This window comes from Chryseobacterium vietnamense, assembly GCF_031454475.1.
GTDB classification, from domain to species: domain Bacteria; phylum Bacteroidota; class Bacteroidia; order Flavobacteriales; family Weeksellaceae; genus Chryseobacterium; species Chryseobacterium vietnamense.
In genome coordinates, this window is the sequence record NZ_JAVDQX010000001.1 from 106,570 (window position 1) to 119,282 (window position 12,713).

Here is a 12,713-nt window from a genome sequence, read left to right on the forward strand (position 1 = left end):
AAGCGGAATACCATTGAGATATTCCGCCTATACATTTTGATTTGAATTTGATTTTAATGACCTGATTTGGTTTCTGTAGTTTCTACATGACCCAGATATTTGGTACAGTAAGCCCCGAATATCAGAATAACCAGATAGCAGAATACAGGGATAATAAACGAATGCTGTACTCCAAACTGATCTGCAAGATATCCCTGGAATATCGGAACAATAGCTCCTCCCAGAATCGCCATTACCACTAAAGAAGATCCCTGGCTGGTATATTTACCCAATCCTGAAATCGCCAGTGTGTAAATATTCGAGAACATGATAGAGTTGAAAATTCCGATCCCTAAAATACTGTACATCGCCAGCTCTCCATGATTTACCATAGCAGAAATTAACAAAGCAACATTGATGGCGGCAAAGATGGATAATGTTCTAGCCGGAGCTGCTTTACCTATGAAAAAGGCAATAAAATTAAGGATGATAAACACAATGAAAAAGCTGATCTGGCTGAAAGTAAGATTGACAATACTGAAAATCACAAGGAAAACGGCTGCTGCTGCTCCCAGCATATATAGAGCCTTTTTTTGCTGACTTAAAGACTGGTTTAAAGAAATAGCTCCGAGAAAACGGCCAATCATCGCTCCTCCCCAATATAAAGAAAGATAATTTTTACTGATGATCTCATTAAAACCCATAATCTGTGGCTGCTCCAGGAAACTGATGATAAAACTTCCTACGGCAACTTCTCCTCCTACATAGCAGAACATGGCGAATACCCCGAATTTCAGGTGGCTGAATTCAAGGGCTCCCCAACCTTTTACAATCTCCTCTTCTCCCATCTGGAATGAAGGAAGTTTAACTCTGGAAATCAATAAAGCAACCAGTAAAAGGATACCTGCAAAAATAAGGTAAGGAATTCTTGTCGCTACCGCACTGAAAGATCCGTCCGGAGAAGAGAAAAATTCAAAAATAAGATGACCTCCAAGTACCGGGGCAATCGTTGTTCCGAACGCATTGAAAGCCTGAGTCATATTCAGTCGGCTGGATGCAGATTCTTCACTTCCCAGCAGTGAAACATAAGCATTCGCGGTAATCTGCAATACTGTAAAACCTAGTCCTAAAATAAACAAAGCACCCAGAAACAGAGGGTAATATGAAAACGTAGCTGCCGGGTAGAACAGAACACAGCCCAATGCCGCGAGAAAAATTCCGAACAGAATTCCTTTTTTATAGCCTAATTTATTGATGGGATCTCCTTTGGTAATGGAGATGATGAAATAAATCAGTGATCCGATAAAGTAAGCTCCGAAAAAACAGAACTGTACCAGCATGGATTCGAAAAAGGTAAGATTGAATAGTTGCTTCAGATACGGGATCAGGATATCATTCATACAGGTGATGAATCCCCACATAAAAAACAGCAGGGTAATGGTAATCAACGGAACCGTATAATTCCTGCTTTGAGATTGTACTTCTTTATTAATCATAAACATTTATTTATCTGGATAAGGATAGTTCCTTAACTTTTTTAGCCTACAGCATTGTAATTGGTGAAGTAGGGCAAATATAGGGATCAGCCTATTGGTTTGCAATAATTTTACTAATTTTTAAAATGAAACATATACTTTTTTCAGATCAATGTGTTATTTTCATTTTTTGAGACAATAATACAAAAACAACAGGATTTTTCAATACATTATCCTCAAAAAAGTACTTTTTATTTTCATAAATGGTGAATAAGTTCACATTAATGATATAAATTTTCAGACTTTCATCAATTGATAGCCAATTTTTTGTATTTTAAGCGCCTATTTAAGCAATCGAAAAATTTAATATATCATTATTATATAGTACCTTTGCAAACGAAAATTTAAAGAGTTTAAATATTAATCATACTCAATACGGAGTATAAAGAAGCAAATTTATGAGTATACCTCAAGCGTTTACAGAAACGATTATCCTTGCAGACGGCAGGGAAATCACTATTGAAACGGGAAAGCTGGCTAAGCAGGCTGACGGATCTGTAGTGGTGAAATGTGGTGGAACTATGCTTTTAGCAACAGTTGTAGCCAACAAAGAAGCAAATCCTGGTGTAGACTTTTTACCATTAACGGTAGATTACAGAGAAAAGTTTTATGCAGGTGGAAGAATTCCTGGAAATTTCTTCCGTAGAGAAGCAAAACCATCTGATGATGAAGTGCTTACAATGAGATTGGTGGACAGAGTATTGCGTCCTCTTTTCCCTGAAGATTTCCACGCAGAAGTACAGGTGATGATCTCATTAATTTCTTACGATAAAGAAGTAATGCCTGAAGCATTGGCAGGTTTGGCAGCTTCTGCAGCGATTGCCATTACAGATATCCCTTTCAACGGACCAATGTCTGAAGCAAGAGTAGTAAGAATTGACGGTCAGCTGGCTGTTAACCCAAGTTATGAGAATTTATTAAAATCAGATATCGACATTATGGTTGGAGCTACTAAAGACTCCATCGTAATGGTAGAAGGAGAAATGAAGGAGATCTCTGAGCAGGAAATGCTTGAAGCCATCAACTTCGCTCACGCTGAGATCAAAAAACAGATCGAAGCTCAGGAGAGATTAGCTGAAAAAGTAGGAAAATCTTTCCCTAAAAGAGAATACAACCACGAAGATCACGATGAAGAAATTCGTGAAAAAGTATGGAAAGAGTGCTATGATAAAGTATATGAAGTAGCAAAAACTCCATCTAACAAAGAAGAAAGAGGAGAGAAATTCAAAGCGGTTCTTGCAGATTTCTTAGCGCAGTATGCTGAGAATGAAGAGGAATTGGCAAGAGTAACTCCTTTCGTTAAAGTATATTACCACGATGTAGAGAAAGAAGCAATGCGTCAGATGATCCTTGAAGACAATATCCGTCTTGATGGTCGTGATCCTCAAACGATCCGTCCGATCTGGTCAGAAATTGATTACCTTCCGGGAGCTCACGGTTCTGCGGTATTTACAAGAGGAGAAACTCAGTCTTTGACGGCGGTAACTCTAGGTTCTGTAAAAGATGCGAACATGATCGACAGCGTAATTACGCAGCACGACGAAAGATTCTTCCTACACTATAACTTCCCTCCATTCTCTACTGGTGAAGCAAGACCTTTAAGAGGTACTTCAAGAAGAGAAGTAGGACACGGAAACCTGGCTCAAAGAGCTTTAACAGCAGTAATTCCGGCAGAAAACCCATATACAATCAGAATTGTTTCCGATATCCTGGAATCTAACGGTTCTTCTTCAATGGCAACAGTTTGTGCAGGTACATTGGCATTGATGGATGCAGGGGTTCAGATTACAAAACCTGTTTCAGGGATTGCAATGGGTCTGATCACCGATACAAAATCAGGTAAATTTACTGTACTTTCTGATATCTTGGGAGATGAAGATCACCTTGGAGATATGGACTTCAAAGTAACAGGTACTGCAGACGGTATCACAGCTTGTCAGATGGATATCAAAATTCAGGGACTTTCTATGGATATCATGGAGAAAGCTTTGATGCAGGCTAAAGACGGAAGATTACACATCCTGAACAAAATCACAGAAACAATCTCTCAGCCAAGAGCAGACGTGAAGCCTCACGCTCCGAAAATGGTGGTAATGGAGATTCCAAAAGACTTCATTGGAGCTGTAATCGGACCTGGTGGAAAAATTATCCAACAGTTACAGAAAGATACGGATACGGTTATTGCTATCGAAGAGATGGGAGAAATCGGACGTATCGAGATTTCTGGTACAGACAGAGAGAAGATCAATGCTGCTATTGCAAGAATCAATGAGATTACTTTCGTACCGGTTGTAGGTGAAGTTTACAAAGGTAAAGTAGTGAAAGTAATGGACTTTGGTGCATTCGTGGCTATTGCTAAAGGGACAGAAGGACTTCTTCATATTTCTGAAATTGAATGGGCTCGTTTAGACAAAGTTCCTTATGCAGAAGGTGATGAGGTAGAAGTGAAGTTCATGGGTTACGATGACCGTAAGAAAATGAAACTTTCCCGTAAAGTTCTTTTACCAAGACCTCCAAGACCGGAAGGACAAGGTAGACCTGAAGGGCAGAGAAGACCAGAAGGACAAGGCAGACCAGAGGGACAAAGAAGACCTGAAGGACAGAAGCCACAAGGTGAAAAGCCGCAAAGCGAAAAACCTGTGGAAAACCAAACTCCATCTAACGAAGCTTAATAAGATTCATTCTTAAACATAAAAAATCCCTCAATTTGAGGGATTTTTGCTTTTTATACCATAAGTTATAAGTTGGAAAACGCAAAGGCGCAAAGTAATTTTAATTTTATATTGATTAGGGCGCAAGAAAATCGAAGATTTTCAGCAAGCATATTGTTTTATTTTTTGCATTTGCTTTGCCTGCCCAATCGTGAGAGACTAAAATACAGGTACAGTTATTTGGTGCTCAATTTTATCGAAGATAAAATCTTTGCGTCTTAAAGACAGTATTTTATTTCTCCTTCTTGGCGTCTTTGCGTTTTCCAACTTCTTACAATTAATTTCCCACTCTCTGCTTCAGATCCTCCGCGCCTCCTGTTTTTCTGGGCTGACCGTTTTTGGAAGAACCAAAATTGTAAGTATAGGAAATGGTTGCCACGCGTGTATCTCTTTTTACGGCAAAGTTTTCTAAATAATCATTGTAAACTGTCTGCCCCTTGATATTGCTGGTAAAGAATACATCTGTAAATGACAGTTTCAGAACACTGTTGTTCTTAAACTTCTTCTGAGCTCCGATATTAAGATACCAGTTCGGGCTCACATTCAGATAAGCATAGATTTCTCTGGCTTTGTAATTTCCGGTAAGTTCGGCAGTGAAGCCATTGCCCAGTTTAAAGGAATTAATACTGTTGATGCTGAAGGTAAAATTCCCTTTATTATTGATCTGTGTTCCGGAGACATTTCCGGTATATGAACCATAGTAGAAATTGGCGCTGTTGTTCATTTCCCACCATTGGGTCACCTTTACAGGAGCAATCAGGTTTAACCCGAAATAAGAAGCAGAATTGAGGTTTTCAATGGTTTGTACGGTTACTACCTGCCCGTTTTCTACAACAGGTTTTAAGATGTCTGTGATATTGTCAGAATTCCTGCTGTAGCTTAAAGTGGCAAAATATTTATTACTCAGACTGTAGGTTAGCTCATAATTCATTGTGATTTGCGGGTTCAGATCAGGGTTTCCGGCTTTCAGGGTGGTAGGATCAAGATAGAATTTAAAAGGATTCAGCTGGTTGTAGCTTGGTCTTGTAATTCTCCTGCTCAGATTAATTTCCAGATTACTTTTCTCTGTCAGATCGTAACTCAAAACAGCGCTTGGAAACAGTTGGGTATAATTTCTTTTATTGATTTGATTGGTGGTAATCTGAGTTCCTTTTACATTGGTATTTTCAACTCTTACACCTGCTGTAGCTTTGAATTTTTCCCATTTTTTGGACACATTTCCGTACACTGCATTGATATTTTCTTCATATATAAAGTGATTGGTTTTCCCGAGATCCGGAATAGGGACACCAGAACTGGCATTGAAGAACTTCAGATCATTATCTGTTTTTACAAAACTGGTTTTTACTCCGCTTTCCAGCTTCCAGTCGTTGCTGAAATTTTTCGTAAGATCAGATTTTAAAGAATAGATATTCAGTTTTCCGTCCATGTCACCCTTGATAATGTCAAGGTTGTCTGTACCGCTGGAAATATCATGGGTACTGGTATCAAAGCGCTGTAAAGATGAGTTGGAGTAATTGATATAGTCAAAATCGGTAGAAATATCAGACCCCAGCGAATCAATCGTGTATTTATGATTAAGATTGAATGAAACATTGGTCCAGCGGTCATTCGATCTGTTGACCGTTGTGAATGTGCTTTCCGGAAGATAGCTGCTGCCCAGCGTGACGTTGGAATTATCTCCGTTGATATTGAATTTGTTGGAAACCAGCCCTACAGAAAATCCTAGCACATTCTTGTCGTTCAGATAATAATCCATTCCTGCTTTGGCCACGTGGCTGTTGAATTTGAATTTCAGATAATTATCCTGTACATATGCTTTCTTAAAGGTATTGGCTTCATAAAAATTTCTGTCGAGAACCAATCCGTTGTAAGCTTCCCTGTACGCAAAGCTGTAATTTCCGAAAATATTGATGTTTTTATTTCTGTGGTTGATGCTGAAACTGTTGTTGTTTTTCACATATTTACCTGATCCTAAAGAGCTGGAAATAGTTCCGTTAGTCCCTTTTCTCTGTTCCTTTTTAAGCTTAATATTGATGATGGCGGATCCTGCAGCATCATACTTTGAAGATGGATTGGTGATGAATTCTATCTTTTCAATGGTGGAAGAAGGGATTCCTTTCAGGTAATTGGCAAGATCAGTTCCCGTCATCGGTGTATTTTTACCATCGATCTGAACTAGGAGATTTCCTTTTCCACGAAGACTGATATTATCGTTATTGTCAATATTCACTCCCGGAGCTTTCTCCAGGACTTCAAAAGCAGAATTTCCGGTGCTGGCAATACTGTTTTCAACATTCATGATCATTTTTCCATCCTGCCTTTCGATGAGAGGTTTGGTTTTCGTAATGGTAACGCCTTCAATGGATTTTACATTAAGATCAATAGGATTGAGGGTCTTATTTTCGGTTAATGAAATATTTTCTGAGTGATAAACCTCAGTACCGTTTTTATTAATTTTTACCTGATAAATTCCTTCTTTTAAATCATTAAAATTGAACTTGCCATTGCCGTCTGCAACTTCCGTTTTCATTAGTTTCTGATCTGCATCAAAAAGGTTAATTTCCATCTGATCTGCTTTATCGGATTTTATATTTCCTGACAAAGAGAGATTCTGCATGGCCTGTTGGGCAGAAATCATGCTGCTGAACAGTGTCAGCAGGCAGGCAATAATAAGTGAGAATATTCTGGTCATAGCGTTTTACTTTTTAGGGTTAAGACAGTTTTCTGAAATTTTCAGTAAAGCTGAATACATCACTTCCAGTTCTTCTTCCCTGATTCCCTTCAAAGCAGTTTTACGGTTCTTCTCTACAATATTCTGAACCTCTTTGATTACTTTTACCCCGGAATCTGTCACTTCCAGATTGGTTTTTCTTCGGTCTTCAGGATGAACTTTTCTGATAATGTATTCGGATTTTACCATTAAATCAATAATCCTCGTGACAGAAGCATTGTCCTTAAAAACAAGATCACCAATTTCGTTCTGGGTAATTCCCGGGTTTTCCAGAATCGCTTTGATGATAAGCCACTGATCGATCGTAATCGTGTAACCATGGGCTTTCAGCTGCCGCTGAGCATAATTTCTGTAGGCTCTGATTGCTTTGTCTATGTTGTAGAATATAATTGAATTTAACTTTTCCATATTTTCAGATTTAAAATGATGTATCAATTATTGATATATCAACTAATTAGTAAATCACCATTTTACTTTGTTACAATTCCTGAAAAATATTTTCAAAAAAAATTAAAAACTATCACCGGATTCTTTGGGTTTTGCCTTTACAGAAGCAGTTTCACGCCCCGAAGTAAAAGTTATATTTTCTATAGATCTGAATAATCTGTCAATCTGTTTTCTGGTGGAAACATCCGGAGCAACGTTATAAAACTCATTGATCAAATCTAATGAACGTGGTTTTTTGGGGTACTGGTTGTTGCTTAGAAAATTTTTCAAAGCCAGATTAACTTTATTTTCACCGATTAAATTACTCAGCTGTACCATGGCTGCAGCTCCTTTGGAATAGGAAATATGAGGAACATCTCCCGTAGCTTTATAGATCGGAACATTTTCAGACAGTCCTTTTTCATTGTCGTAGATCTGTTGATGTACTTTGATTCTTTCCATCAATTTTTCTCTGCCATGCATTTTTTTGTAGATCATCATTTCGGTATACATGGCAAGGGTTTCAGTAAGCATTACAGCACCTTCTCTGTCATCAGGGTTGATCCGACTGTTTCCCCACCAGAGATGGGAAAGCTCATGCCCGGCCAGTTCATTGATGACATCCTGTTTTTTGTCTGCCTGTATATTGGCGTGGAAAATCATGTCTTCCGGCATAAAAATCGAAGAAGGGTAAGCTGTAGCCGCAAAGCCTCTGGTAAAAGAAGAAATTTCTGCAAAATTGATGGTTTTAAAAGGGTATGGACCAAAGTTTTGCTGACAGTAATCTAAAGTAAGCTTTGCATTTTCAAGAAGGTGATTAACGTTTTCAAAGTGTTTCTGATGATAAAAGATATTGATGATAATCCCTTTATAGTTTTCACTTTTGATCTTATATTCTGCTGATGAAACGGCAAACCGGAAAGGAATCTGATCTGCTTTATATTTGAAATAATGACGGCCGGACTGTGACCATTTATTTACCAGATCTCCTGTGCCTATGGCTGTTTGGTTACCTTCGGTAGAAACAGTCATAGTAAGATTGATAAAATCCCTTTTTTGTACTTCAGGAGCTTCCGGTTTCTTCAATTCCGTACGTTTTCCAAGGTTGAATTGGCTGCGTTGCTTTTCATCCTGAATTTCATTATCCTTTTCGTAACCAATCGTAGGATAATACCTGCTGATCCTCATAAAAGAGCCGTTTTCAATAATGGCATTGAAAGACTGATGACCGTTGACAGCCAACCATTGATAAGAGAGTGTAAAATTAAGAGAAGCTGTTTTACCTGGTTGAAGAGACTGTTGTAATGATACTTCGGTTATATTTTTATGAATCTTTGTCATCTCATTACCAAACCTCATTACAGCAGATTCAATTTTTAAATCCTCATTAAAATTGATCAGAACCTTATTGATGGGCTGGTTAGTTTGATTTTTAAGGGTATATTTTCCAATAATCTGATAAGCATTTTTTGAAGGATACAGTTTAATTTCTGTAGCAATGTCAGTGATGTCAGGTTGTGGAATATTCTCATATTTCCTGTATTTTTTTTCATAGTCTACAGAGTGCAGAATGGCCTGGTTTTCATTTTTTGGAACATAACCTTTCATAAACAATACTCCGGCAAAGATTCCTGAAATGAAGAGAAGAATACTAAAACCAGATGCAATTGCAGGTGTTTTTTTGAATTTTATAGTGCTGTTAAGTATCCATAAAATACTGATAATACCAGTTCCGAATAATAGTCTTTGAGCAAAGGCTTTTTCGTAGATTCCATAGCCGCTGAAATCACTGTAAGTTCCTTTAAAATCTGAAAATATTCTGAAGAGAGGATAGGTGATTAATTTTGCGGAAACGGGACCTGATAATACAAAAACGGCAAGAACAGAAACTCCAAGAGCAATGAATTTATTGGGAATCCTGTCATTAATTAAAAGAATCAATCCTGAAAAGAGCATTAAAGGGAAAGTATTGAAAAGAAAAACACCGAGATAAGCATTCCAGTCGATATGAAAATACTGGTAAGCAGCCTGAAAAACAATTCCCTGAACAATTAAAATTCCGGTAAAGAAAAACAGGAGGAAGCTGATGGAAAGAAAATGTCCGGTTAACCGGTTTTTGGAAAAATAAGTGCTGTTTTCAATCAGATAAAATCCTGAAGACGGGCTTCTCCAATACATATCATTCAGAAAATAAGCTGAAATCAGTAAACCGAGCAGATGAAAGTTTTCCGAGATGGTTGTTGCCATAAGGCCAGACCCGGCATACTTCTGCGGAAGACGGATTCCCTTTTCAATTTCGGCATACATTTCCATCCCAACGCAAAATAACAGCAATATGGAAACAGCAGGAACAGCAACACTTTTAAAGAGATAAATAAGGTCTGTTTTGGCAAAAGAAAGTACAGACCGGAATGAACTCTTCCAGCTAAAATCTGAATTTACTGTGGAATAATCCGCTTTATTGGTTTCAGATAATGACAGAGCAATTCCTGATATTTTTACTTTTCGTCCGGAAATACCGGAGAAAGAAAACAATCTTAATGAAAGAAGGAGAAGTCCTGTTGAGATCATGAAAAATAGGAGCCTGTTGAACAAAAGATATCCTGTAAAAGGAACCATCTGACTATTTTTCTGATGTGCCGTAAGACCACGGGCTTCCATGAAATAAGCAGATAATCCAAACGGATCAATCAATGCTGAAAACTGCTGTGTTTCCAATGACTGCGGAAGACTTCCGGCCATAAAGGGCGAATTGGAAAACAGTAAAATGATCATATAAAAAACATATAGAAGCAGTCCGCCTACAACAACCAGCAGTTTTCTTTTTACAGTGAATGCAATGAAAAACAGAAAACTACAGACAACCAGACTGTTGATGAAACCAAATATAAACAAAGGATAGACATAATGGATGATCGCAAAACCTTCCTGCATTTCACTTCCGGTGCGCATCACCTGACCTGTGATAAATCCGGTTATCAGTAAAGAAAAGCTTAAAAATGTCTGTAGAAAATACACATAGAATTTCCCTTTCAGATAGGCGGATTTTGACAAAGGAAATGAAAACAGAATACTGTCAAATTTTGAATCCTGATCTTTAAAAAGCAGCTGTAATGCGTAAACAGTCGCAAAAAAAATCACGGCAAGGCTCAGCATCCCGGTCATAAAACCGATGGTGTAAGGAGAGTTTAAATAAATACCTTCTCCTACCGAAAGATTAAACTGGCTGCCACAAAAAATACCGACAGCTACTAAGAGTAAAGCCACAAGATAGGCGAGCCAGTGCTTGGAGGAGCGTCCGGCTTCGAATAAAAATATCGTATTCATGATTAAGGTTTTTGGGTAAGTGTATGGAAATAAACGTGCTCCAGCAGAGGGGTTACGGCGCTGAAGTCTTTCGGATATTCTTCGGAAAATACAGTGATATGAAGCGCTCTTTCCAATAATTGTCTGCTGATGATTTCATAGCTGGAATCATAACTTTCCAGTTCATTTTTATCAATGGGTTTTGACCAGATTTTATTTTCCAGCTCTGCAATCAGTTTTCCGGGATTTCCTTTTCTGAGAATCTGCCCGTGATTCATCACTGCCATTTCTGAGCAAAGGTTTCTGACGTCTTCAACAAGATGCGTAGACAGAATAACGATAACCTCCTGGCTGATGTCATTGAGCAGAGTATTGAAGCGGTTGCGTTCCTCAGGATCCAGCCCTGCAGTTGGTTCATCTACAATGATTATTTTCGGATCACCTAACAAGGCTTGAGCTACCCCGAAACGCTGTTTCATTCCGCCCGAAAAAGTATGAACTTCTTTTTTAGCAAAATCGGAAAGGTTAACCTTTTCCAGCAGGCTCAGGATTTGATTTTTACGTTGATTCTTATCATTAATTCCTTTCAGAATGGCAATGTGTTCCAACAGATCGTAAGCAGGAACTTTGGGATAAACTCCGAAATCCTGAGGCAGAAATCCAAGATTCTGTTTAATATAATCAGGATTTTTAATGATGTCCACTTCATTGAAAAGTATTGTTCCGGAGGTTGGTTTCTGAAGTCCGACAATAGTTTTCATTAAAGAAGATTTTCCGGCTCCGTTCGGACCAAGCAGCCCGAATATCCCGTTTTTAATGTCCAGTGAAATGTCTTTAATAGCCTGGAAACCATTTTTGTAGGTAAGGCTAAGGTTGTTGATAGATAATGTATTCATAACGTTGTGTTTAGGGAATAGAAGGACAGGCGGCCTTCGGCAGCTGGTGTAGGGTTTTAAAGTTTAAAGTTTAAAATTTAGGGTTTAAAGTTTAGGATTGGGTATTAGCTGGAAGTTAGAAGCGGGATTTTTACACACCTACCCTCAAACTCTCTAACACGTAACTCGTACCCCTAATCTCGTCTACTCTTTAAATTCAAGAATATCTCCCGGCTGGCACTCCAGGATTTTGCAGATGGTTTCAAGGGTATCGAAGCGGACACCTTTGGCTTTGCCGGTTTTCAGGATAGAGAGGTTGACGGGGGTGATCCCCAGTTTTTCTGCCAATTCTTTACTCTGCATTTTTCGTTTGGCAAGCATCACATCTAAGTTGACTATAATTGGCATTTTAAATAAATAAGTCTTGTTCGTTTTGCAAATGTAGTCCTTGCTTAAAGATATTAGCAAGAAACAGACAAAAAATTCCAAGCATAAAGTGAATAAACACCAGTCCCCATATGATACTTTCTACTTCCACAAAGAAACTCGCGATCATCACCAGTGGAAACGGGATGAAAATATTGTACAGGTAAAATGTCTTAAGCCGAATGATATTTTCCTCAGTAAACAGTTTTTGCCGGAAAAATACTTTGAAAACCCTGGCAGATAACCAGAAAAAGATTCCATAAGCGATAAGAACCGACATAAAAGAAAATATCATGTAAGGGTAATTGTTTTCGATATTCAGAAACGGCTGTTCTGTCAACGGATAATTGATATGAAGGAACTGTCCTTCTTTATAAGGGGTAACCGAAAATCCTGTGATCAGACAGAATAGGGAATACCCAAAAGTGATTAAATATCCCGCCGAAAGTATGGCACAGATATAAAATAAGATCCTTGAAATAATCTTGGTCTGGTTCATGGTAAGAATAGTATTACTATTGCAAATGTATAATTAATTATCGTAAAACAATAATTTATTTAAATAAAATTTTAATTCTTAAATTTTGAATTCATCAATAATATAAAAAAAATAACGTGTTAATCACAGTTTTTAATTAATTTTAAATAACAAAAAAGTTGATCAACTTATTCCTTTAAGTAATACTCAAAAAATGATTATAAGGTTTTCTTATTGATACCC

At 37.9% G+C, this 12,713-nt stretch carries 8 protein-coding genes; 1 reads left to right on the plus strand and 7 read right to left on the minus strand.

What is annotated here, in order from left to right; translation table 11 throughout:
• Window positions 1-53: 53 nt before the first annotated feature.
• Window positions 54-1,475, minus strand: a complete 1,422-nt coding sequence (locus tag J2786_RS00505; protein ID WP_047432709.1) for a sugar MFS transporter — start codon at window positions 1,473-1,475, stop codon at window positions 54-56.
• Between the two features lie 437 nt (window positions 1,476-1,912).
• On the opposite strand from J2786_RS00505, the gene J2786_RS00510 reads away from it, so the two are divergent.
• Entirely contained in the window at window positions 1,913-4,186 is a 2,274-nt protein-coding gene (locus J2786_RS00510) for a polyribonucleotide nucleotidyltransferase (RefSeq protein WP_047432705.1), read from the plus strand.
• Between the two features lie 316 nt (window positions 4,187-4,502).
• On the opposite strand, the gene J2786_RS00515 is transcribed toward J2786_RS00510, so the two are convergent.
• From J2786_RS00515 to J2786_RS00540, 6 genes are all read right to left on the minus strand, one after another.
• Window positions 4,503-6,920 (minus strand): TonB-dependent receptor, encoded by a 2,418-nt coding sequence (locus J2786_RS00515; RefSeq protein ID WP_047432702.1) that lies wholly within the window; start codon window positions 6,918-6,920, stop codon window positions 4,503-4,505.
• Window positions 6,921-6,926: 6 nt separating this feature from the next.
• The gene (locus J2786_RS00520) at window positions 6,927-7,367 is read right to left on the minus strand and encodes a MarR family winged helix-turn-helix transcriptional regulator (RefSeq protein ID WP_047432699.1); all 441 of its coding nucleotides are present in this window, start codon (window positions 7,365-7,367) and stop codon (window positions 6,927-6,929) included.
• 102 nt (window positions 7,368-7,469) lie between these two features.
• Entirely contained in the window at window positions 7,470-10,712 is a 3,243-nt protein-coding gene (locus tag J2786_RS00525) for a M1 family aminopeptidase (protein WP_047432696.1), read from the minus strand.
• 2 nt (window positions 10,713-10,714) lie between these two features.
• A complete protein-coding gene (locus J2786_RS00530; protein ID WP_047432694.1) occupies window positions 10,715-11,587 on the minus strand; it encodes an ABC transporter ATP-binding protein in 873 nt (290 codons plus the stop codon).
• A 183-nt stretch (window positions 11,588-11,770) separates the two neighbouring features.
• Window positions 11,771-11,974 (minus strand): helix-turn-helix domain-containing protein, encoded by a 204-nt coding sequence (locus tag J2786_RS00535; RefSeq protein WP_047432691.1) that lies wholly within the window; start codon window positions 11,972-11,974, stop codon window positions 11,771-11,773.
• A gap of 1 nt (window position 11,975) precedes the next feature.
• Entirely contained in the window at window positions 11,976-12,491 is a 516-nt protein-coding gene (locus J2786_RS00540) for a DUF2975 domain-containing protein (RefSeq protein ID WP_047432688.1), read from the minus strand.
• Window positions 12,492-12,713: the final 222 nt, after the last annotated feature.